The sequence below is a fragment of the Pantoea eucalypti genome (genome assembly GCF_009646115.1).
Lineage (GTDB): Bacteria > Pseudomonadota > Gammaproteobacteria > Enterobacterales > Enterobacteriaceae > Pantoea > Pantoea eucalypti.
In genome coordinates this window covers 2,210,816-2,231,492 of sequence record NZ_CP045720.1, presented here as the reverse complement: position 1 = coordinate 2,231,492, position 20,677 = coordinate 2,210,816, and the positions used below count along the sequence as shown (strand labels likewise).

25 protein-coding genes and 1 pseudogene are annotated in these 20,677 nt (G+C 52.3%); 14 read left to right on the top strand and 12 right to left on the bottom strand.

Annotated elements, in window-relative coordinates; genetic code table 11:
* Nucleotides 1-26 precede the first annotated feature (26 nt).
* Nucleotides 27-2,291 carry a catalase HPII gene (gene katE, locus EE896_RS10340; RefSeq protein ID WP_003848945.1) on the bottom strand — a complete coding sequence of 755 codons (2,265 nt, stop codon included), beginning with the start codon at nt 2,289-2,291 and terminating at the stop codon, nt 27-29.
* Nucleotides 2,292-2,678: 387 nt separating this feature from the next.
* Between katE and zinT the strand changes: the two genes are divergently transcribed.
* The gene (gene zinT / locus EE896_RS10335; RefSeq protein WP_140033486.1) at nt 2,679-3,329 is read left to right on the top strand and encodes a metal-binding protein ZinT; all 651 of its coding nucleotides are present in this window, start codon (nt 2,679-2,681) and stop codon (nt 3,327-3,329) included.
* Between the two features lie 66 nt (nt 3,330-3,395).
* Here zinT and EE896_RS10330 read toward each other — a convergent pair whose 3' ends face one another.
* A complete protein-coding gene (locus EE896_RS10330) occupies nt 3,396-3,761 on the bottom strand; it encodes an MmcQ/YjbR family DNA-binding protein (protein ID WP_039660327.1) in 366 nt (121 codons plus the stop codon).
* 102 nt (nt 3,762-3,863) lie between these two features.
* On the opposite strand from EE896_RS10330, the gene EE896_RS10325 reads away from it, so the two are divergent.
* Entirely contained in the window at nt 3,864-4,874 is a 1,011-nt protein-coding gene (locus tag EE896_RS10325) for a UV damage endonuclease UvsE (protein ID WP_039660325.1), read from the top strand.
* Here the strand turns inward: EE896_RS10325 and EE896_RS10320 are convergent.
* From EE896_RS10320 to EE896_RS10310, 3 genes are all read right to left on the bottom strand, one after another.
* Complete coding sequence (locus EE896_RS10320; protein WP_140915573.1) at nt 4,867-5,730, bottom strand: glucose 1-dehydrogenase; 864 nt, start codon at nt 5,728-5,730, stop codon at nt 4,867-4,869. The genes EE896_RS10325 and EE896_RS10320 overlap by 8 nt on opposite strands.
* 62 nt (nt 5,731-5,792) lie before the next feature.
* Complete coding sequence (locus tag EE896_RS10315) at nt 5,793-6,641, bottom strand: manganese catalase family protein (protein WP_003848955.1); 849 nt, start codon at nt 6,639-6,641, stop codon at nt 5,793-5,795.
* A gap of 279 nt (nt 6,642-6,920) precedes the next feature.
* A complete protein-coding gene (locus EE896_RS10310) occupies nt 6,921-7,115 on the bottom strand; it encodes a biofilm development regulator YmgB/AriR family protein (protein ID WP_223296455.1) in 195 nt (64 codons plus the stop codon).
* Between the two features lie 607 nt (nt 7,116-7,722).
* On the opposite strand from EE896_RS10310, the gene EE896_RS10305 reads away from it, so the two are divergent.
* Entirely contained in the window at nt 7,723-7,947 is a 225-nt protein-coding gene (locus EE896_RS10305) for a hypothetical protein (protein WP_003848959.1), read from the top strand.
* Nucleotides 7,948-8,054: 107 nt separating this feature from the next.
* On the opposite strand, the gene EE896_RS10300 is transcribed toward EE896_RS10305, so the two are convergent.
* Nucleotides 8,055-8,306, bottom strand: coding sequence for a hypothetical protein (locus tag EE896_RS10300; RefSeq protein ID WP_003848961.1), 252 nt, complete (start codon nt 8,304-8,306; stop codon nt 8,055-8,057).
* A gap of 337 nt (nt 8,307-8,643) precedes the next feature.
* On the opposite strand from EE896_RS10300, the gene umuD reads away from it, so the two are divergent.
* Together umuD and umuC are read left to right on the top strand one after the other, a co-directional pair.
* Nucleotides 8,644-9,063, top strand: coding sequence for a translesion error-prone DNA polymerase V autoproteolytic subunit (gene umuD, locus EE896_RS10295; protein WP_003848963.1), 420 nt, complete (start codon nt 8,644-8,646; stop codon nt 9,061-9,063).
* 2 nt (nt 9,064-9,065) lie between these two features.
* Nucleotides 9,066-10,334, top strand: coding sequence for a translesion error-prone DNA polymerase V subunit UmuC (umuC, locus tag EE896_RS10290; protein WP_003848965.1), 1,269 nt, complete (start codon nt 9,066-9,068; stop codon nt 10,332-10,334).
* 40 nt (nt 10,335-10,374) lie between these two features.
* Here the strand turns inward: umuC and EE896_RS10285 are convergent, their stop codons facing one another.
* The gene (locus EE896_RS10285; protein ID WP_008926215.1) at nt 10,375-11,259 is read right to left on the bottom strand and encodes a LysR family transcriptional regulator; all 885 of its coding nucleotides are present in this window, start codon (nt 11,257-11,259) and stop codon (nt 10,375-10,377) included.
* Nucleotides 11,260-11,540: 281 nt separating this feature from the next.
* On the opposite strand from EE896_RS10285, the gene EE896_RS10280 reads away from it, so the two are divergent.
* From EE896_RS10280 to EE896_RS10260, 5 genes and pseudogenes are all read left to right on the top strand, one after another.
* Nucleotides 11,541-11,753: a hypothetical protein gene (locus EE896_RS10280; protein ID WP_008926216.1), complete on the top strand. Its 213-nt coding sequence runs from the start codon at nt 11,541-11,543 to the stop codon at nt 11,751-11,753.
* Between the two features lie 257 nt (nt 11,754-12,010).
* Entirely contained in the window at nt 12,011-13,261 is a 1,251-nt protein-coding gene (locus EE896_RS10275; protein ID WP_078804363.1) for an MFS transporter, read from the top strand.
* Between the two features lie 147 nt (nt 13,262-13,408).
* A pseudogene (locus tag EE896_RS10270) lies at nt 13,409-13,564 on the top strand (DUF4113 domain-containing protein); the annotation flags it as partial.
* 402 nt (nt 13,565-13,966) lie between these two features.
* The gene (locus EE896_RS10265; protein ID WP_008926218.1) at nt 13,967-14,581 is read left to right on the top strand and encodes a TetR/AcrR family transcriptional regulator; all 615 of its coding nucleotides are present in this window, start codon (nt 13,967-13,969) and stop codon (nt 14,579-14,581) included.
* A 154-nt stretch (nt 14,582-14,735) separates the two neighbouring features.
* Nucleotides 14,736-14,876, top strand: coding sequence for a hypothetical protein (locus EE896_RS10260; RefSeq protein ID WP_223296456.1), 141 nt, complete (start codon nt 14,736-14,738; stop codon nt 14,874-14,876).
* 22 nt (nt 14,877-14,898) lie between these two features.
* Here EE896_RS10260 and ycgZ read toward each other — a convergent pair whose 3' ends face one another.
* The 5 genes from ycgZ to EE896_RS10235 all read right to left on the bottom strand — a co-directional run bounded on the left by ycgZ (nt 14,899) and on the right by EE896_RS10235 (nt 17,141).
* On the bottom strand, nt 14,899-15,138 hold the full coding sequence (ycgZ, locus tag EE896_RS10255) for a regulatory protein YcgZ (protein WP_003848978.1): 240 nt from the start codon (nt 15,136-15,138) through the stop codon (nt 14,899-14,901).
* Between the two features lie 229 nt (nt 15,139-15,367).
* On the bottom strand, nt 15,368-15,640 hold the full coding sequence (locus tag EE896_RS10250; RefSeq protein ID WP_003848983.1) for a hypothetical protein: 273 nt from the start codon (nt 15,638-15,640) through the stop codon (nt 15,368-15,370).
* Between the two features lie 465 nt (nt 15,641-16,105).
* Entirely contained in the window at nt 16,106-16,336 is a 231-nt protein-coding gene (locus EE896_RS10245) for a YgdI/YgdR family lipoprotein (RefSeq protein WP_003848985.1), read from the bottom strand.
* Between the two features lie 15 nt (nt 16,337-16,351).
* Nucleotides 16,352-16,585: a YgdI/YgdR family lipoprotein gene (locus EE896_RS10240; protein WP_003848987.1), complete on the bottom strand. Its 234-nt coding sequence runs from the start codon at nt 16,583-16,585 to the stop codon at nt 16,352-16,354.
* Between the two features lie 352 nt (nt 16,586-16,937).
* Entirely contained in the window at nt 16,938-17,141 is a 204-nt protein-coding gene (locus EE896_RS10235) for a hypothetical protein (RefSeq protein ID WP_003848989.1), read from the bottom strand.
* 189 nt (nt 17,142-17,330) lie between these two features.
* On the opposite strand from EE896_RS10235, the gene EE896_RS10230 reads away from it, so the two are divergent.
* From EE896_RS10230 to pdxY, 4 genes are all read left to right on the top strand, one after another.
* Complete coding sequence (locus tag EE896_RS10230; protein ID WP_003848990.1) at nt 17,331-17,645, top strand: MliC family protein; 315 nt, start codon at nt 17,331-17,333, stop codon at nt 17,643-17,645.
* A 26-nt stretch (nt 17,646-17,671) separates the two neighbouring features.
* Nucleotides 17,672-18,328, top strand: a complete 657-nt coding sequence (gene pdxH / locus EE896_RS10225; protein ID WP_140033479.1) for a pyridoxamine 5'-phosphate oxidase — start codon at nt 17,672-17,674, stop codon at nt 18,326-18,328.
* A gap of 140 nt (nt 18,329-18,468) precedes the next feature.
* Nucleotides 18,469-19,743, top strand: coding sequence for a tyrosine--tRNA ligase (gene tyrS, locus EE896_RS10220; RefSeq protein ID WP_008926220.1), 1,275 nt, complete (start codon nt 18,469-18,471; stop codon nt 19,741-19,743).
* Nucleotides 19,744-19,798: 55 nt separating this feature from the next.
* Complete coding sequence (pdxY, locus tag EE896_RS10215) at nt 19,799-20,659, top strand: pyridoxal kinase PdxY (protein ID WP_140033478.1); 861 nt, start codon at nt 19,799-19,801, stop codon at nt 20,657-20,659.
* The last annotated feature ends 18 nt before the right edge of the window (nt 20,660-20,677 follow it).

Here is a 20,677-nt window from a genome sequence, read left to right as displayed (position 1 = left end):
GGGCGGTTTTTTATTCACTTAACGCATCAGGCAGGAACGGACTGTGCCTTCTGGCTGCGTGACCAGACGCGGTGCGCTTTCATCGCCTGCGTAAAATCAGACATCAGTGCGTCCTCCGCCGCGTCGCCCTGCACAATGCCTTCTTCCTGATCGGCATCTTCCAGACCGAACTGCGCTTTAAAGCGACGCGCGTCGCCCACCAGACCAATCACCTTGAGGTGTTTGTAGGCTTCCAGCAGGAAGTAGCGGGCATCGCCGCTTAACAGCAGGGCATCAATATTACCATTCGGCACCATCACCGCATCAAAAGTCAGAGACGGCAGGCCGGCGAAGGTGGCATCGATCGGCAGCACAGAACCGTCATCCGCGCGCACCTGGCCCATATGCGGCGCCAGCAGTTTTGTGTGCACACCTTCCGCTTTCAGCGCCTGCAGAATCGCCAGCACATCCGCCGCCTTCACACCATCGCTCAGCAGCAGCGCCACCTGACGGCCTTTAATCTCACCATCCGGGATAGCGTAGAGGCTCAGGCTGTCATCTTTCGTCAGGCCATTCACCGCCGCAGGAGGCTGGATATTGCGCTGCTCATCGGTCAGGGCGAGTCCCAGATTATCCGCTACGCCCTGTGCCAGTTTAGTATCGATACGCGCCAGAAGATCCACCACGCGCTCACGGATGTAGGCACGGCCCACTTTACTCAGTTCAAATGAGTAGGCACCAATGATGTGCTGCTGTTCGACTTCTGTCTGGCTGTTCCAGAACAGGCGCGGCTGGGAATAATATTCACCAAATGAAGGGCTGCGCTCGCGCACTTTGTGGCCCTCAACCCGCTCCTGATAGCTTTCGAAACCGCCGCCTTTCGCAGCCGGTGGCGTTTCGCGCGGCCAGTTGTCGTTGATCGAGTTCGGCTCGTAGTTCGCCGGGTTGGTGTCGATGTCCTGGCGATGCATGCCCTGACGCTGGAAGTTATGGTACGGGCAGGTCGGACGGTTAATCGGGATCTCATGGAAGTTCGGTCCGCCCAGACGACTGATCTGCGTGTCGGTATAGGAGAACAGACGGCCCTGCAGCAGTGGATCGTTGGAGAAATCCAGGCCCGGCACGATATGGCCCGGGTGGAACGCCACCTGCTCGGTTTCCGCAAAGAAGTTATCCGGGTTACGGTTCAGCACCATCTTGCCGACAATTTCCACCGGCACCAGCGCTTCCGGGATCAGCTTGGTGGCATCCAGAATATCGAAGTCGAATTTGAATTCATCCTCTTCCGGGATTAGCTGCAGACCCAGTTCATATTCCGGGAAATCACCGGCTTCAATCGCTTCCCACAGATCGCGGCGATGGAAGTCGGGATCGCGACCGGTCAGTTTCTGCGACTCATCCCACAGCAGCGAAGCTTTACCGGCCACCGGCTTCCAGTGGAAGCGGACAAAGGTCGCTTTGCCTTCGGCGTTGATCAGGCGGAAGGTGTGAATGCCAAAACCTTCCATGGTGCGATAGCTGCGCGGAATACCCCGGTCAGACATCGCCCAGATGACGTTGTGCATGGTTTCCGGCTGAAGAGAGACGTAATCCCAGAAGGTGTCATGGGCACTCTGACCCTGCGGGATTTCATTGTGCGGCTCCGGCTTAACGGCGTGCACAAAGTCAGGGAATTTATGGGCATCCTGAATAAAGAACACCGGCGTGTTGTTACCGACCAGGTCAAAGACACCTTCTTCGGTGTAGAACTTGGCGGCGAAACCGCGGATATCACGTACGGTATCCGCAGAGCCAGCGCCACCCTGAACCGTGGAGAAACGCACGAACACCGGCGTGGTCTGCTCGGGGTCGCTCAGGAACTGCGCTTTGGTCAGATCTTTCAGTGAGCGGTAAGGCTGAAAATAGCCGTGTGCGGCAGAACCACGGGCGTGAACGATACGCTCCGGGATACGTTCATGATCAAAATGCGTGATTTTCTCACGCAGTATAAAGTCTTCCAGCAGCGTCGGACCTCGCGAACCCGCGAGCAATGAGCTTTGGTCATTGGCGATGCGCGTGCCCTGGTTCGTGGTGAGGGCCTGATGGGTGCCGTTTTTACGGCTGGCTTCAAGCTGGTCAAGTTTGGCGCTGTGTGTCTGCGGCGCTTTCAGACTGCCCGGGGCGGTGGGCTGTTTGCCTGGCGGGGTCGGTTCGGCTGGGGGCTGATGCGAACCATCTTTCGGTGCCAGCGATCCCAGACCCGGTTCTGATGATTCCGGACCGGTGGTGGGGGCGTGTTCGCTCAGGGGTTTCTTCTCTGTTTCTTTCGACATGAATCTATGCTCCAGCTGTTATTTTACTTTCGACGACACTAAATATAGAACAACCTGAACAATACTGAGGGTAAACCGGCCATTTAACCGCTGTCACTGTCCCTTTTTTGTCCGGCAGAAAAACCACGCTTACGTCTGAATGTCTGTTATCGCTTCGCTTATCCACGCCTTGTGCCGTCTGGCTTAGCGGCGTGTCAGCCCGCACCCGCTATGCTGGCTACCTGCTTTGTAACCCTGTCAGATTCGCCTCTCGCCGGACTGCGTGATATTCCGCGAGAGGGTGAAAATCTATAAATAAAATTAATAGGGAGAGGCGTCATTCCTGATTGAGTTTAGAAATGTTATATCATAACATTTCATTTTGTAATGTTGACTGAGGATCAGGCTTTGACGAATCATGCAGGTAAATGGATGGGAATCATGGGCGCGCTGCTCATCAGCCAGCAGGCGCTGGCACATAGCACGCATACACATGGCAAACCGCTATCAGTAATGGAGCAGAAAGCAGCCGAAGGGGTTTTTGCTGACAGCGACGTGAAAGATCGCCCACTCTCTGACTGGGACGGGCTGTGGCAGTCAGTTTATCCGCTGCTGCAAAGCGGCGAGCTGGATCCGGTCTGGCAGAAGAAAGCGCAGCAGGACAAGAGCAAAACGGCAGAGGAGATTAAAGCTTATTATCGCAAAGGCTACGCCACCGACGTCGATAATATCGGTATTGAAAACGGGGTAATGGAGTTCCATGTCGGTGATCGGGTCAGCGCCTGCCACTATCGCTATGCAGGCCACAAAATCCTGACCTATACCTCGGGTAAAAAAGGGGTGCGTTACCTGTTTGAGTGTCAGGACGCCAGCAGCAACGCCCCGAAATATGTGCAGTTCAGCGATCATACCATCGGCCCACGCAAGTCTGCTCACTTCCACATCTTTATGGGTAATCAGTCTCAGCAGACGTTGCTGGCTGAAATGGACAACTGGCCAACTTATTACCCTTACCAGATGACAAATCCACAGGTCGTGGAAGAGATGCTGCACCATTAAGTGAAGGGCCGGGATCGGATGGCCCGCTGATGACAGCGGGGTTTCTGTGACGCGCTGCCACCGCCGTCATCCCACCCAGGCCGGACGGCGTGAGGCGGGGATGCCGCGCACCACTCGCTGATACGACTCTTCAACCAGTTGCTGAATCAGGCCGGGTGAGAGGCCGTCACCCGGATACACCGTGATCCAGTGACGTTTATTCATATGATAACCGGCGGTGATCGAGGGATAGATCACCCGGTGCAGCTCTGCCTGCTGCGGTTCACACTTCAGGGTGATAATCGGCACGCCCCGCAGTTCCGTCAGCAGTAAAAACACTTTTTCACACACTTTATAAACCTGATGTTCCGGCCCGAAGGGATAGCCTGATTCGGCGGCGGGCAGCCGTTCAGCCGCGTCGATAGCGGTGCGCTGGATCTCGTGACCCTGCATAGTGATTCTCCCTGTCATGGTTAACCCCGATCTCTGTGGCCCGCGACTGGCTGGTCGCCAGAGGCCTGTTACACTTCTGATAAGCATAAATCAGGAGCAGACATGAAATTAGGTTTTGCATGTAAGTATCTCAATAGCGACGGTAAACAGTTTTTCCCGTTTCGCGCCACCACCCGTAAACGATTTCTGAGTTTACCTCAGGCTGAACGTCATCAGCTGATTCATGAGATTACCGTTACTAACCTTAATAATCTCTACCTGACACTGGAGCATCTGGCTACGTTACCGGCGCCACTCAGAATGATGCGTATCGGCAGCGACCTGCTGCCACTCTATACGGTACCCGAAGCCACGCCGCTGTTTGCGGAGTTTCTGCCTGAGCTTTATCCACTCTTTGCCCGCTGTGGCGAGCTGGCGCGGACGCATCAAATCCGGCTCTCATTCCATCCGGGACAATATACGGTGCTGGCTTCCGATAATCCGGATGTGGTGACGCGCGCACTGGAAGATGTGGAGTATCACGCGCTTTGCGCCTGTCTCATGGGCTACGGTAAGACCTTCCAGGATTTTAAAATCAACATTCATATGAATGGCAGGGCGGGATTCGACGGTTTTAAACGCGCGTTTACTCAGCTCAGCCCGGAAGCGCGGCGGATGCTGACGGTTGAAAATGATGAGATTTCCTGCTCGCTGGATGATGTGCTGCAGGCGGCACCCCTCTGTCCGGTGGTGCTGGATATTCACCATCACTGGGTAAAAGAGAGTGAGTTTATTCAGCCGGATGACGCGCGTGTTGCCAGCGTCATTGACTCATGGCGGGGTGTGCGGCCGGTGCTGCACTATTCGATTTCTCAGGAGGGAATTATTCCGGAGGAGGGCTGGCCCGATCAGCAGCAGCTGGGTGTGAGCAAAAGCAAACTGCGGGCGCACTCCGACTACTTCTTTAATCCGACGCTGAATGCGTGGGCACTGTCGTTCCAGGATTTCGATATCATGTGCGAAGTGAAAATGAAGAATCTGGCGCGGGAACCGCTTTATCAGTGGGGGATCGCGCAGAAACTGATAGGAAATTCCCTGGCCGAAGAGACCAGGGAAGCGGCGAACGTTAAATAATAGCCACGCCGCCCGTAACGGCGATAGTCGCGCCGGAAATGTAGCTGGCTTCGTCACTGGCCAGCATCACGTAGGTGGGTGCCAGCTCAGCAGGTTGACCGGCACGCTGCAGCGGCACTTCACTGCCAAAGTTTTTCACCTGTTCAACCGGCATGGTCGAGGGGATTAGCGGTGTCCAGATAGGACCGGGCGCGACCACATTAGCTCGGATACCTTTCTCTGCCAGCAGGACAGCCAGGCCTCCGGAGAAGTTAATAATGGCGGCTTTAGTCGCGGAGTAGGCGAGCAGCTTCGGTTTCGGCTGGTCGGCATTGATCGAGGCGGTGTTGATGATCGATCCGCCCGCTGGCATGTGCTTTGTGGCCGCTTTAGTGATGTAGAACATCGCGTAAAGATTCGTTTTCATGGTGCGATCAAACTCGTCGTCGCTGATCTCCTCCAGCGACTCGCGTGTCATCTGATATGCCGCATTATTGACCACAATGTTAATCTCACCAAAGGCTTCAACGGCTTTATCAACCAGCGCATTACAGTGTGAGGCATCGGTGATGTCGCCTGGCACCAGCAGCGCTTTCTGACCGGCGGCCTCGACAAGCCGGGCGGTGTCCTGCGCATCCTCATGCTCATCAAGATAAGAGATCAGCACATCGGCACCTTCCCGGGCAAAGGCAATGGCCACGGCCCGGCCAATGCCAGAATCCCCGCCGGTAATAATCGCTTTTTTACCCGCCAGACGGCCGGAACCCTGATAGCTCTCTTCGCCGTGATCGGGCTGTGGCTGCATCGCGGCAGTACTGCCTGGCCACGTCTGCTGCTGCGCGGCAAAAGGGGGGAGTGGACGCTGAGTGGATGACATGACTTTTCCTCCGTAAAAAGGGATCAACCCTGTCAGGGCATTGGACCCTGACAGGCGAGGGATTAAGGTTTTGGTGGTGTGACGCCATCGATCTGTTCTGACTGTGCACCGGAACCGGGACGGGCATTGCCGAGTATCGGTTCATCACCCAGAATATCGGGCTGCTGTTTCGCGCTGAACTGACCATGACCATCGTAAGCTGGACCACTGCTCCAGCGACCTTCCGGCAGCGGTTTATCCAGCGAGGTATTCAGGCAGTAGTAAGCGTGCTCCTGCGCTTCATGTTCCTGCGGGAAGCTGTTGGGGATCGGCAGCGACGCGTTCAATCCGCCCATCTCTTCGATCACCGCCAGCCACTGCTGCTGGTGCATGGTGTCACGGGCAATCAGGAAGGAGAGGAAATCCTTCATGCCTTTGTCTTCGGTCATGTTGTAGAGGCGGGTCGCCAGAACACGACCGGTGGCTTCTGCGGTGACATTAGCCAGCATATCGGCGGCCACGTTGCCGGACGCGTAGATGTGGCTCATGTCGAACGGCATGCCGTTGGCGTTTACCGGCATCGCGGCCAGACCGGAAGAGAGAATATGGCGTGGGTTCATGCCGCCCAAAATGGCATTAACCACCGGGTCTTTGGCTGATGCTTCCTGGTAAGAGAGCGGTGCGCCTTCAAGGTTCAGCGCCACAGCGTAGCCCAGCATTTCGATATGACTCAGCTCTTCGGTGGCGGTGGAGATCAGCAGATCCCGAATCCGCGCATCACCTCGCGCGCCCATCGCCTGGAAAAAGTATTGCATCGCTACACGAATCTCACCTTCGACGCCGCCGATGGCTTGCTGTAACAGCATGGCAAACTCTGGGTCGGGCTTCTCTACACGAACCGGGAATTGAAGTTTTGATGAATGATGAAACATAGCTATTTTCCTCGCCTGTGTTTGCAGTAGATGCAGGAAAAGCCTGGACACAGATATCGGATAAATAAAGCGAAACGAGAGCAATTAATCGGAATTTACGGTAAAAAAAGCGGGGAAATAGGTCATTTTCGGAGCTATATCTGGTACGACAGGACAGGCAATATCAACGATGAGAAAGTGACATATGACTCAGTGCAGAAGAGATAAAAAAGCCCCCATTAAAAGGGGCTGATTCAGTACGGGAAAGCATCCTCACTTCCGCTATAGCTGTTTAACAATTCAGCTTTCACTGGTGGCCGTTGCACGTTGCAAAACGTGTTCCAGAGCCTGACGGTAAATATCCTGCTTAACTACGTCACGCTCGCTCTCCAGGCGATGAATCAGGCCCAGCACAATGTCTTTATCTGAGACATGGGCTTTTGAATGGGCGAGTTCAGCGTGAACCGCAGCGATAACCTGTTTTTCTGTCGTCATCGCGGCGCCAGAGTTCATAAAGTAATCAGAAATCTGAGACTCTGTATTCATTGTTGTTTGCATGTCAGGCCTCATAAAGAATTGGGGAGTGTGCGTCGGTTGATAGCCGGTTGCCGGCTGACGCAAAAAAATTGCATCTGAAGGTGGAAATCCACAACACCTTCAGATGCGGTGCAAAGCACCTCGTTACAAGTGATTTAACATCACGAGATAAAGTTATACAGCAATTTAAAAGTTGTACAAGAAACTTTGACAGAATATTTCATTTTTTTAGCCTGGTATAAGCCGTGGTAAAGTGCGCTGAATGCGATTTTTTTATTTAATTAAACTAATACAATAAGTTATGAGTTTTTTTGTCAGGCGGGTTTTTTTGAGGCGGCCGTTTCTGCGTTTTTTACCCGGATTGTCTGACGGGGTGAAAACGGTTTTTCAGGAGAATTTTAGCAAAAGCTGTACAGCTTTTTACACCACAAATGGAGAGCAGTGTCAGAGTGCGGTGGCAGGCTGCTGCAATCTTGTGCTTCTGACGGCACAGGCTGCATAATTCACTTCCCACGCCTGATGCAGAAAGCTAAGGTGGCCTCTTATTCATCACAAGGAAATGATCATGGTTCACGACTATTTCGCGATTCCGCCTGCGGGCGTGACTCAGGAACAACATAAACGTTCAGTTGCTGTGGCGGCCGCGCTGTCAGTGGCAAAGGAGTCCGTCAGCGCTTCTACGTCGGCAACCGGCTCAAAAACCTCCTGGGACCTGCAGGCTGTGGCGAATGAAATTGGTAATCTGGCCGATGCGATTCAGGATGCGCTGGAGAGTGACAGCCAGCCTTAATCTCTGACCGCTTCGCCTGAAACGGCTGCTGAAGCAGGCCGATCAGGGAAGGGCAGCGTTCAGGAGCCGATAACGTCGTCGGCAAGCGAACGTTGCCCAGCGTTTGCTTATTCCATTGCGGGCGGTTCATATTTAATATATTCACGCAGGGCATCATGGATGGCCTGATTATTACCTTCCTCCAGACCGCGTTCGGCATATTCTTTCGCCAGCGCCGCCAGTACATCGTCAAACTTCCCTTTGTAATTGAGATTATTCAGTGCAATTTGCTGACCGAGTATCGCTTTTAATACCGTCGTCTCAACGGTTAACTGTGCGACTGCCTCTTCCAGATGTTTGATGCGATCGTCGTCTGCCATAACCCCTCCATGCTTTAAAAAGGCAGAATAACCAGCCCGCGCTAAATATTCAAACCTCACCCCATGCCAGAGAGTCGTTGTCGGATTTTCCTTAAGTCAAAATAATCGGCGGATTAATTTATAAGAGGCGTGACTGTAAGTAAAAAGCGAGACTATTACCGCAGTGCGGCGAAAGTAACCTGTTTCCGTTTATTCTCACACCAGTAAGAGAAAAACGGTTAAAAAAAAGTGCATTACCATCAATCTCTTCGCGTAAAAGGGGTCCACGTCACTTGATTAAAAGGGGGATTAGCTATTACTGTATTTATATACAGTAATCTGAAAAAGGAGTGAAATTGTGGAATTCATTAAACCTGCGGACGTCCGCGCCGTCATGTCTTTACCGCTTTATATCGAACGTGTGCCGTGTGGATTTCCCTCACCGGCGCAGGATTATGTCGAACAACGTATCGATCTCAATGCGCTCATGGTTCAGCATCCCAGCGCCACCTATTTTGTGCGGGTCAGCGGTGAATCAATGATTGAGGCGGGCATCAATGATGGTGACATGCTGGTCGTCGACAGCTCGCTCACCGCCTCACACGGCGATATCGTGGTCGCTGCCGTCGACGGTGAATTCACCGTTAAACGTCTTCAGCTTCATCCCTGCCTGCAACTGATGCCGATGAACACCAAATTTAAACCGATCGCTATCCAGACCGAAGATGCGCTGGAGGTGTTTGGCGTAGTGACGTTTGTGATTAAAGCGACACATTGAGCATGTTCGCGCTGGTGGATGTGAACTGCTTTTATGCGTCGTGCGAAACCGTTTTCCGGCCTGACCTTAAAGGCAAGCCCGTCGTCGTGCTATCGAACAACGACGGCTGTGTGATTGCGCGCAGCGCCGAGGCGAAGAAAGCCGGCATCAAAATGGGCGCGCCCTATTTCAAAATGCGCGAAGCGCTGACCCATCACAATGTACAGGTTTTCAGCTCAAATTACGCGCTTTACGCCGACATGAGCCTTCGGGTGATGACGATTCTGGAAGAGATGGCGCCGTCGGTGGAGATCTACTCGATCGATGAGGCCTTTATGGATCTCACCGGCGTGCAGAACTGTATGGCGCTGGAGAGCTTTGGTCACCAGGTCAGAGAGCGGATACGCAAAGAGACCCATCTGACGGTGGGCGTTGGCATTGCACAGACCAAAACGCTGGCCAAACTGGCGAATTTTGCGGCCAAAAAGTGGAGCAAAACCGGCGGCATTGTCGATCTGTCGGATCCCGAACGGCAGAAAAAGCTACTGGCCCTCGTCGATGTGGCTGAGGTCTGGGGTGTCGGTCACCGTATCGGCAAGCGGCTCAACGCCATGGGCATTACGACGGCGAAAGATCTGGCCTGCCAAAGCACCGAGTCTATTCGCAAACAGTTCAGCGTAGTGCTGGAACGTACCGTCAGAGAGCTGCGTGGTGAATCCTGCCTGGAGCTGGAGTCGGTGATACCGGATAAACAGCAGATCATGTGTTCGCGTTCGTTCGGCAGCCGTATTTCCAGCTACGACCAGATGCGCGAAGCCGTCTGCGCCTATGCTGAACGTGCGGCAGAGAAACTACGTCGTGACAATCAATATTGCCGTCAGGTAGGGGTCTTTGTGCGTACCAGCCCCCATGCTACGGATGAACCCTTTTATGGTAATCAGTCTACCGGTCAGTTGCTGATCCCGACGCAGGACACGCGCGACATTGTCGGCGTTGCGATGGCGTGTCTGGATAACATCTGGATTGAGGGGCATCGCTACATGAAAGCGGGCATCGTACTGGGAGATTTTTTCAGCCATGGCGTGGCCCAGCTTGATCTGTTTGACGAACATCAGCCACGCCGCAATAGCGAAGAGCTGATGACGCTGATCGATAAGATTAACAAAAGCGGCAGCGGCAAACTCTGGTTTGCCGGGCAGGGGATCAACAAGGCCTGGGCGATGAAGCGCGAGATGCTGTCACCTGCCTATACTACGCGGGTAACGGATTTGCCGGTGGCGGCGGTTAAGTAGGTTGGGTGGTTTTCCTCAGCTACTGAAACCGCAAGGTCTGCTAAATTTCTTTTAACCTGGTTTCTTCCGCAAAGCACTGCTCCAGCGCCGTAATCACTGCCCTGATACGTGCGACTTTTTGCAGATCCGGATGGAGCACCAGCCAGATATCAACCGGGTCGCGCTTTTCAGGAAATACCGGGATTAATTGCGGATCGCAGTTAGCTAAAAATGTCGAAAGCAGGCCGATGCCAATCCCGCGTTTAATAGCGGATTGCATCAGCAGTTGTGTATTACATTCCAGCACGACTTGCTGGCTGTTTACTGCAAAGCCACACAGGTTTTGTCGATGACGAGGCACCATGTCTGCCGGAAACATGACCAGTTGATGATCAGTCAATCCGCTTTCTTGCTGCGGTTCTCCGAGCCGATCAAAATAACGCTGGCTGGCGTAAAGCCCCATATCAATGGTCGCTAGTCGTTTAACTATTAACTCTTCAGAATCGGGTCGGGCACCACGAATGGCTATATCCACACTACGGTAAGAGATATCGGAGAAGCCTATTCCGGTCAATAAGGTTACGGTGATATCCGGGTATTGTTCGCGCAGGCGCTGAATGGCAGGTATGACAAACACAGTGGCGAGTGTGTCTGTGCTGGCGATGCGAACGTTACCTGCAGGGATGCTATCGCCGCAGGCGGCTTTACGACTCATCGCCTGCATAGCGCTTTCCATAGCACTGGCTTCTGCCATCACCTGTTCGCCAAACTCGCTCAGCATAAAAGCGCGGGGCGTACGTATAAATAACCGGGAACTGAGCGCGCTTTCGAACGCGGCGATACGGCGCCCGACTGTCGCCTGATCGACGTTCAACGATTTTGAGGCACCCCGCAACGTTTTTTGTCTCGCTAATGCGAGGAAAAAGCGAACATCATCCCAGTTCATCCACTGCTCCATGTTATTTTTAACTAAACGGATATCTTCAACGTGGCTAAAAAATTATCAAAACTCATAAGCCATATCATAAACAGCACCATAAAATTATAAGTATTTCTGCATTGTTGTGAAGCATTAATGCAACTTTAAAAATTTCGAATTGTGACTATGATGGGCCGTTTTTTGGATATAGGCGCGATGTGTTTTGTTATGTGAAGCCTTTCATATAACGCACATTTTTTCCTCATTACTTCTGATTATCTTTATTTTTATTCTAATGGATTTAGAAAATGAAATTTTTTGAAGATGATTTTTTTAACACTACCTGCCCGGCGTTTACCTCAGATAAAGTTGTTGGAAGAGAAACTATCAAAGCAGATGTTGCTTTGAATTATGCCGAGGCCCTTATTGCTCAATTACAGAATAAGCAAATCAGTCACATTTATACGAGTGGTTATCTATCCTTCCATATGTTTGAGCTTATGGGGATCGAAAAGCGGTAGTTATAAATGATTAATAGCAGCGCTAATTAATCATTTTTCATGGGCAGGCCTTATTAGCGATTTGCATTGCTATAACCCGTATCCAGCGTAACACGACACATTCAGTGCGGATTATCAAGCTGCATAAATGAATGCTTGTGATGCAATCTTGTCTCTACCATAGGGAATAAGCAGGTTTTATCATCACTTTGTTTGCTGCTCTGTGGTATTCGCATTCGCTGCACAGAGTTGATTTATCTACAGCTCAGGAAATAAAAATGTCAGAAGTGTTAACTATTGATAGTCGTCCGACAGACAAAAAGAATTCTGCTTCCAAAAAGAGCGTTTTATTCTTTCTTGCACTGGCGCTAGTCGCTGCCTTATTGAACAGCAGTGCACCAACGCCGCTTTATCCCCTCTATCAACAGCAGTTGGGCTTAACCGCCGTCAGCCTGACAATCATTTATGGCGCGTATGCGGCAGGTGTTTTGATTGCGTTGTTCAGTGTAGGAAATCTTGCAGGGAAAGTTGCTGACCTGCGCAGCCTGATGATGCCTGCACTACTGGCCGTCTTCGCAGGTGCATTGCTGTTTTCACTCGCCGATTCGTTTGCCTGTCTGTTTATGGCACGCCTGCTGGCGGGCGTAGGAACCGGGGCATTAACCGGCGCAGCTAATATTGCCCTTTTGCGTTTTGGCCCTAAAGATGGCGGTAAAGCTGCAGCTCTGCTCGCAACGCTTTCTTTCACCACCGGTCTGGCACTGGGGCCAGTTTTTAGCGGCGTGGCGATTCAGACAAATTTCCACAGCCAGACGTTGCCGTTTCTGCTGATTATGATCACGGCTGCGATTGCCCTGATCGGATTACGTTTTAGCTGGCCAGTGCGTCATCACGATCAACCCAAGGCTGCGCCATCCTCGTCTGCCATTTCAGCGGGTACGACACTTAAAGCCGGACTGAAAGCGACTGGCATACGTTTTTTCCTGTGCGCTGGCGCTCTGTTTATGAGCTGGGCGTTTGCCGCCAGTATTTTGTCGATTGGACCGGCAGTATCGGAGCATCTGCTCGGCATTCATAGTCAGGGCGTTTATGGCTATGTGATTGCGGTATACTTAATGGTGGCCGGTATCAGTCAGATTTTGAGCCGCCGGATTAGCGCTCGCACATCTCTTGCTGCCGGCTGTCTTACTCAGGCCATTTCGATTGTGTTTTTTACCTGGGCTATTAGCACCCACTCTTTAGTATGGGCATGCACAGGACTGCTTGTGGCTGGATATTCCTATGGCGCCATCTTTGTGGGAAGTGCGACCCTGCTAAATATGATCTCTCCTGCAGCCAGTCACGCAAAACTGATTTCATTGTTCTACGTCATTGCCTATATCGCTAACTGGGTGCCCGTGCTGTTAGGTGCGGTGGTGGATCATGCCAGCCTGAATCTGGCTGTTGATTTGCTGTTCAGCGTCGGTGCTGTTATCTGTCTACTGCTGAGCATCGCGGTATTTTGGATAAAGATGGAAAAACGCGACTAATTCAGAATCAGACCGTGCCTGATTCCTCCCAGGCCGGTCTGAGGACCAGCGAATGGACGCTTAAAATCACATCAACTGACTGACTGTCTCGGTCAGCAAAGCCGTGCTTCGCATCATTTTGCTATTGAGGAATACACCACTCGTCGTCTGATGCCGCTGATTAATAAAATTAACAAACCTGGCAGCAGAAAACTCTGGTTTGCCGGGCAGGGGATCAACAAGGCCTGGGCGATGAAGCGCGAGATGCTGTCACCTGCCTATACCACGCGGGTAACGGATTTGCCGGTGGTTGTGCTGAAGTAGATGCTGGTCCGCCATCATCATGAATATGAGCTTTACGCGGTCGACGATAACAGCGATATAAAAAACCGACTCTTTTTATATGTTGCTGACAATGAGAACCACGCCAGGCTGTTAATTAAGCCGCTCAGATTATGGCTGACCATAATAAACACACAGCAACGGGCTGATTGCCGCAAAAAAAACGCGTTACTACCTGAGTGAATCATGAGCGGTTTGTCCTGTAACCTGAGCCGGATTGCAGGTCACAACCGGTTAAACCCCCTCTGCCATTCAGCGACAGGAACAGAGATCTGTCCGAATGTATGCTGCGGGCTGATCGCCGCCAGCTATACTTGTTACCCGAGCCTGGGATAGAATCCCTGTTGATTCTGACAGGAACGCACTTCTTCAGGCCGGTAATTAATGAGCACGACAGCGACAGCGCATAAAAACAAAGAGCGGGGACGGCCCAGGGAGTTCGACATTGAACAGGCTCTGGATCGTGCCATGATCGTTTTCCGGCAAAAAGGCTATCACGCGGCATCAATAGGCGATCTGGGGGAGGCGATGAACCTCTCCGCAGGCAGCATCTATAAAGCGTTTAAAGACAAACGCTCCCTCTTTCTGCTGGTGTTCGAACGTTATCTGTTGCTGAGAAATACCGAACTGCGCCGCCGTCTGGCACCCTGTGTCAGCGGACGGGATAAAATCACGGAGTTGTTACAGTTCTACCTGGATTCGGCGCGTGCCATTGAGGGGCGATGCGGCTGTCTGGTGGTGTCCAGCGCCATTGCGCTGCAGACGATGGATGAAGATCTTGCGCAGCGCATTGATGATGTCATCAAGCGTAGTCAGCGCTTCCTGGTTTCATTGCTGGAGTTGGGACAACAGGATGGCTCTATCAATCGCACGCTGGACAGTGAAGCCGCAGCCGGTTTAATTCTCTGCATCGCATACGGTATGCGCGTGTCGGGCAAAGTCAGTGATGTGATCCATGAAGAGCAGACGCTGGCGCTGGCATTGAAAATACTGGGATAAGTGTTCTGAGTGGGGACCGCAGCATCCGTAAACAGGCGCTTCTCTGATATACGCTTTCCGGACAGAGAAATTCTTCCGCTTCCTTTCCCCGGGTCTGATTATGTGCCAGGCTTTTACGCTTTATTCTATTGCGTGGAAAATTAAGGCCCGTTTCGTGAAAACTTCAATCTTACTGACACTCGTGGCAGCCATTGGCTGTTCTGTTTTTGCCGCCCGTGGTGGGTTTGAAACCCAGACAGCGAAACATCCTCAGGCACAGCGGGTGACGGAGAGTGGGGAGCCACTGACGCGCTGACCGGGGCGAAGCGTGGCGATGATTAACGACCAAACAGCAGGCTGATGAGCGCGCGATAGTGGCGCTCTTCTTCCTCAGTGGACGCTGTTTCGAGGCGACGCAGGAGTTTGGTACAGATCGACTTACGGTTCACATTCCCGCCGGCATGCAAAATTTCCACGACTACCTGTCCCAGTGTCTCCTGCTGTGAGGGCAGGCTTGCCGCATTGAAATAACGGGCGATATCGTCTGCCGTCCGCGGCAGTCTCGGGTTCGGGTACATGGTGCGTTTCCTGGCTGTTGATGTAAAAACGATCGAATAGCCGCGAAGTTATACGCAAAAAGTGAATCTGTACAGTTATTTCAGCGTAATGATGAATGACGTTTTTTGGTCAGGATGCCGGGCAGCGAGAGAGCGGCCGTAAAGAGAAGCAAAGGGACAGCAGTATGAAGCGCATGAGAGCCAGAAGGGCGTCCGGCTCTCATGAGAAATGAACGTCGAAGCCTTATGACTACCGATAATCTTTCAGGGAAACCGGTGCCTGCCCGGTCTCGACCAGCCAGTTTAATTCGGCGCGGTCACGAGGCGAATCTTCAATGAAACCTTTGAGCCAGTGTCGTGCATCAGCAATCTGCTCTACACGTTCATCGCTGCGCTCCTTTTCGGCCATTTCGCCCAACTGACGAATCAGCGATACCAGCGTAATATCCTGTTCTTCAAATGCCAGATTAATTGCTGCTTCACCAAGAATCATATGACCAGTCGTTGTATCGTGATAAATCATTTATAGCCTCCTGATTGATAGCGATATAAATAGTCTAGTTAAAGAGGCGCTGGACTAAAAGGTCATAAGTTACAGACGGCACCAGATAATTTTGTTAAAAATAAAGGGAACCTTTGTGTCATGATATAACTTCATGATAGTAAATAATAAAAAACAATAGATTATTTTTGAAGTGAACAGGTTGAACTATTGTTCTGGTTAAAGAAGCAGACGTTTGCCTGAAATTCAGATAAGTGATGTGGCCTGTGCGCAACAGCATTTTCCAGTCGGTTTTTTACGCCTGTATAAACGATAAATTGCACAGTTCCTTATAATGCTTTGCAATATTATTGCCATATCGCATCGGATATTTCTGCTTTAAAAAAGCCCGCTCTGAGAGTGAGGCTATATCAGGTAAAAGGCGAAAAAAAGGCAAAAATAAAGCCGCTCTTAAGCGACTTTATTAACGCGAGAACAGCATTGCGATTATTTGTGCGGAACTTCAGAGACGGCTTTAACGTCTGCTTTATTAATCTGCTGCTTCACACCATTGGCATCGGTATAGGCCAGCAGGCCAGCATCCGATTCAGAAGGCTTGCCATCACTAATAATGGTGCGTCCATCGTTAGTCTGAATCGCATAACTGGTACGGGTGCAGCCAGTTAATACGGTCATACCAATCAATGCGGCGAGAGGTAAAATCAGCGCTTTTTTCATCGTCTTCACCTTATATTAGTTGTCGAGTTCGCTCATATTACTGATTTCATTACGATTGATCTGCTCAGTTTTTCCTGTCTGAGCATCACGGTAAGAAACAAGACCGGTATCTGAATCAATCTGCGGTTTGCCGTCAGTCACAATCGTGCGGCCATCGGTCGTCTTAATAGACTGATTCGAGGCGCAACCTGCAAGCGTACCTAAAGAGAGTGCCAGCAGCGCGATGGCTGACAGGGTTTTCATTTTCATTTTTCTGCTCCATGAAGTATATCCAGACGTTTACAGCATAGACGGCTTTATAAATTTTGCTGGCTCTGTCGCGCGTCGATGCCTGTTTTTTATACAAAAACAGAGTGTATTGCGTTAATTAGCAGGCATGGCGCCGGCGAATAGCATTTATTGCAAATGCATGCGGCTGTTTATGCGTTTCAGCTGAGCCCTGACCGCATCGAAATAAAAAACGGAGCAAAAGCGGGAAATAGAGAGCGCAGATAATTCCGTTAACGCGGAAGAATCGCATGCAGGATGCCACATCGATGGCGGCACCTGGCGCTATTCGCGGGTCCGACGCCTGAAGGGCTATCGGACCCGTGAAAAAGGATCAGAGAATAGAGTCTTCGCCCGCTTTGGCGGCCGCTTTTTCCGCTTTCATGGCGCTGACCGGGTCAGATGCGCTCAGCCAGCGGTCAAACTTCTGGTAGGTGTCGATAAAGGTTTTAAAGTAGCTGCTGGCGATGGTGGCATTCTCTTTATGGTTCATAAACGCCACGGCCAGCTTAAATGCATCTTCGTTATCAAATTTCATGTTTGTCTTCCTCGCTTAAGATCTATAGAGCGTAGCCTGATAACACGGCCTGTGCATTCAGACAACCGTCTGAAAAGGCGCAATAATTCAGCCTGGCTGACAGCATCCTCCAGATTGGCGCGGATTCCCACTTACTTCGCGACAAATCCTTCTTATAATGCCAGCTTCACTCGTGAAGGAGACCCGCTTATGTTGAAAGGATTAACCGTTGTCGCGGTGCTGCTATTGTCAGGCTGTAGCCTGATGCATAAACAGCCGGCATCGCCACAGACCCTGCATTATCGCTGCGGAACAATGCCCCTGACCGTGACGCTGGACGAGGCGCAGGAGCAGGTAAGTTTCATTATGGATGGCAAGCCTTTAACGTTGAAGCAGACCGTCTCCGCCTCCGGCGCGCGCTACAGCGATGACACCTATGTTTTCTGGTCCAAAGGAAACGGCGCATTTATCGAACGTAACGATAAAATTGTCGTGAATGATTGTGAGCTGCAACCTGCCAGCTGACTTTATCTCTGAATAGGCGAGCATTAATGAGCGACAGCGAAACGCTACACACCATTGCCCATCTGCGGCGTGAATATACCCGCGGCGGATTGCGTCGCAAGGATCTGCCGGACAATCCGATCGCGCTGTTTGAACAGTGGCTGAGCCAGGCCTGTGAGGCAAAACTGCCCGATCCTACTGCCATGACCGTGGCCACCGTGGATGAGCAGGGTCAGCCGTGGCAGCGTATTGTGCTGCTGAAACACTTTGATGCGCAGGGCATGGTGTTTTACACCAACCTCGGCAGCCGTAAGGCGTTACAGCTGGCGCACAATCCGCGCATTTGCCTGCACTTCCCGTGGCACTTTCTGGAACGTCAGGTGATGGTGCTGGGCAAAGTGGAAAAACTGTCGCCGCTGGAGGTGCTGAAATATTTCCACAGCCGCCCGCGTGACAGTCAGATTGGTGCCTGGGTATCGAAGCAGTCGAGCCGGATTTCGGCGCGCGGGATTCTGGAAGGGAAGTTCCTTGAGCTTAAACAGAAGTTTCAGCAGGGCGAGGTGCCGCTGCCCAGCTTCTGGGGCGGTTACCGGGTGAAATTTCACACAATGGAGTTCTGGCAGGGGGGCGAACATCGTCTGCACGATCGTTTCATCTACCAGCGCGACAATGACGGCTGGAAAATCGACCGTCTGGCTCCCTGAATCTGCACGATTTCTCCCTATCAGCGCTGGCACAGAAAGCGCCAGCGCTTTATGCTATAGCCCTGATTTTTTTCGATTCCGCAAGTCAGCGGAAAGCTGTGTACCAGCATAGGTGCAGTCTGATCAATTTGGAGTCAGTAATGACCAGCAGTAACCTGATACAACAATTGCAGGAGAGGGGCCTTATCGCCCAGGTGACGGATGAAGCCGCGTTAACAGAGAAACTGGCACAGGGGCCAATTTCGCTCTATTGCGGCTTCGACCCCACTGCTGACAGCTTGCATTTGGGTCATCTGGTACCGCTGCTCTGCCTGAAGCGTTTTCAGGATGCCGGCCACAAGCCGGTAGCCCTGGTCGGGGGTGCAACCGGCCTGATTGGCGATCCAAGCTTTAAAGCCGCAGAGCGTAAACTTAATACCAGTGACACCGTCAACGAATGGGTTGAAAAGATCCGCCAGCAGGTGGCGCCATTCCTCGACTTCGATTGCGGCAGCAACAGCGCCATCGCCGCCAACAACTACGACTGGTTCGGCAGCATGAACGTGCTGACCTTCCTGCGTGATATCGGCAAGCACTTCTCTGTTAACCAGATGATTAACAAAGAAGCAGTGAAGCAGCGTCTGAACCGTGACGATCAGGGCATCTCCTTTACCGAGTTCTCCTACAATCTGCTGCAGGGTTATGACTTTGCCTGCCTGAATGAACTGCACGGCGTATCGCTGCAGATCGGCGGCTCCGATCAGTGGGGTAACATCACCTCTGGTATCGATCTGACCCGTCGTCTGCATCAGAACCAGGTCTTTGGCCTGACCGTTCCGCTGATCACCAAGTCTGACGGCACCAAATTCGGTAAAACGGAAGGCGGCGCAGTCTGGCTGGATGCGAAGAAAACCAGTCCGTACAAGTTCTATCAGTTCTGGATCAACACCGCGGATGCTGACGTCTATCGTTTCCTGAAGTTCTTCACCTTCCTGAGCATAGAAGAGATCAACGCGCTGGAAGAAGAGGACAAAAACAGCGGTACCGCGCCACGCGCGCAGTATGTGCTGGCTGAGCAGGTCACGCGTCTGGTGCATGGCGAAGCGGGCCTGACGGCGGCGAAACGCATCACCGCCAGCCTCTTCTCCGGTTCGGTAAGCGAAATGACGGAAGCTGACTTTGAGCAACTGGCGCAGGATGGTATGCCAACTATCGCGCTGGGCGCAGACGATGACCTGCAGCAGGCGCTGGTGAAAGCGGAGCTCGTGCCGTCTCGCGGCCAGGCTCGCACCATGATCGGTTCGAATGCCGTCTCACTGAACGGTGAAAAACAGTCCGATGCGGAATACCGCTTCAGCGACAGCGACAAACTGTTTAACCGCTACACGCTGCTGCGTCGCGGTAAGAAACATTACTGCCTGATTAACTGGCAGTAAGATTTAGGGCCGGTTTCCGGCCCTTTTTTATGGCAAGGCAGGACAGGGCAAACTAGTGAAAAATATCTTAGCGATTCAGTCGCACGTTGTATTTGGTCATGCAGGTAACGCGGCAGCTGAATTTCCGATGCGTCGCCTGGGTGCAAACGTCTGGCCGCTGAACACCGTGCAGTTTTCCAACCATACGCAGTATGGCCACTGGACCGGCACGGTCATGCCTGCAACGCATTTAACCGACATCGTTAAAGGCATTGCGGATATCGACCGCCTGAAGACCTGTGACGCGGTGCTGAGCGGTTATCTGGGCTCGGCGGAGCAGGGCGAGCAGATTCTGCAGATTGTTCGTCAGGTCAAAGCGGCTAACCCACAGGCCTGGTATTTCTGCGACCCGGTGATGGGTCATCCGGAAAAAGGCTGCATCGTGGCACCGGGTGTGGCGGAGTTCCACTGCAAGATGGCGATGCCAGCCAGCGACATTATCGCCCCGAACCTGCTTGAGCTGGAGATGCTAAGTGAACGTACAATCACTGACGTCGACGCGGCGGTAGACGCTGCGCGGGCACTGATTTCCCAGGGACCACGTGTGGTGCTGGTGAAGCATCTGGCACGCGCAGGGCGTCGCAGCGACCGTTTTGAGATGCTGCTGGTAACAGCAGAAGACGCGTGGCACATCAGCCGTCCGCTGGTCGATTTCGGTGTCCGTCAGCCCGTCGGCGTGGGCGATCTTACCAGTGGTTTGCTGCTGGTTAATCTGCTGCACGGCAAATCACTGCAGGATGCGCTGGAGCACGTCACTGCAGCGGTGTATGAGGTGATGCTGAAAACTCATGAGATGGGCGAGTATGAGCTGCAGCTGGTGGCGGCACAGGATGCCATTGCCCGTCCGACGCAGCACTTCACGGCAGAAAAGCTGTAACGCATCAGGGCCGGTTAA

Bases quoted from the DNA above. Each gene is read 5' to 3' on its own strand.
- katE (WP_003848945.1), bottom strand. From the start codon at position 2,291: ATGTCGAAAGAAACAGAGAAGAAACCCCTGAGCGAACACGCCCCCACC.
- EE896_RS10330 (WP_039660327.1), bottom strand. From the start codon at position 3,761: ATGCAGGGTCACGAGATCCAGCGCACCGCTATCGACGCGGCTGAACGG.
- EE896_RS10325 (WP_039660325.1), top strand. From the start codon at position 3,864: ATGAAATTAGGTTTTGCATGTAAGTATCTCAATAGCGACGGTAAACAG.
- EE896_RS10320 (WP_140915573.1), bottom strand. From the start codon at position 5,730: ATGTCATCCACTCAGCGTCCACTCCCCCCTTTTGCCGCGCAGCAGCAG.
- EE896_RS10315 (WP_003848955.1), bottom strand. From the start codon at position 6,641: ATGTTTCATCATTCATCAAAACTTCAATTCCCGGTTCGTGTAGAGAAG.
- EE896_RS10310 (WP_223296455.1), bottom strand. From the start codon at position 7,115: ATGACGACAGAAAAACAGGTTATCGCTGCGGTTCACGCTGAACTCGCC.
- EE896_RS10305 (WP_003848959.1), top strand. From the start codon at position 7,723: ATGGTTCACGACTATTTCGCGATTCCGCCTGCGGGCGTGACTCAGGAA.
- EE896_RS10300 (WP_003848961.1), bottom strand. From the start codon at position 8,306: ATGGCAGACGACGATCGCATCAAACATCTGGAAGAGGCAGTCGCACAG.
- umuC (WP_003848965.1), top strand. From the start codon at position 9,066: ATGTTCGCGCTGGTGGATGTGAACTGCTTTTATGCGTCGTGCGAAACC.
- EE896_RS10285 (WP_008926215.1), bottom strand. From the start codon at position 11,259: ATGAACTGGGATGATGTTCGCTTTTTCCTCGCATTAGCGAGACAAAAA.
- EE896_RS10280 (WP_008926216.1), top strand. From the start codon at position 11,541: ATGAAATTTTTTGAAGATGATTTTTTTAACACTACCTGCCCGGCGTTT.
- EE896_RS10275 (WP_078804363.1), top strand. From the start codon at position 12,011: ATGTCAGAAGTGTTAACTATTGATAGTCGTCCGACAGACAAAAAGAAT.
- EE896_RS10265 (WP_008926218.1), top strand. From the start codon at position 13,967: ATGAGCACGACAGCGACAGCGCATAAAAACAAAGAGCGGGGACGGCCC.
- ycgZ (WP_003848978.1), bottom strand. From the start codon at position 15,138: ATGTACCCGAACCCGAGACTGCCGCGGACGGCAGACGATATCGCCCGT.
- EE896_RS10250 (WP_003848983.1), bottom strand. From the start codon at position 15,640: ATGATTTATCACGATACAACGACTGGTCATATGATTCTTGGTGAAGCA.
- EE896_RS10245 (WP_003848985.1), bottom strand. From the start codon at position 16,336: ATGAAAAAAGCGCTGATTTTACCTCTCGCCGCATTGATTGGTATGACC.
- EE896_RS10240 (WP_003848987.1), bottom strand. From the start codon at position 16,585: ATGAAAATGAAAACCCTGTCAGCCATCGCGCTGCTGGCACTCTCTTTA.
- EE896_RS10235 (WP_003848989.1), bottom strand. From the start codon at position 17,141: ATGAAATTTGATAACGAAGATGCATTTAAGCTGGCCGTGGCGTTTATG.
- EE896_RS10230 (WP_003848990.1), top strand. From the start codon at position 17,331: ATGTTGAAAGGATTAACCGTTGTCGCGGTGCTGCTATTGTCAGGCTGT.
- pdxH (WP_140033479.1), top strand. From the start codon at position 17,672: ATGAGCGACAGCGAAACGCTACACACCATTGCCCATCTGCGGCGTGAA.
- tyrS (WP_008926220.1), top strand. From the start codon at position 18,469: ATGACCAGCAGTAACCTGATACAACAATTGCAGGAGAGGGGCCTTATC.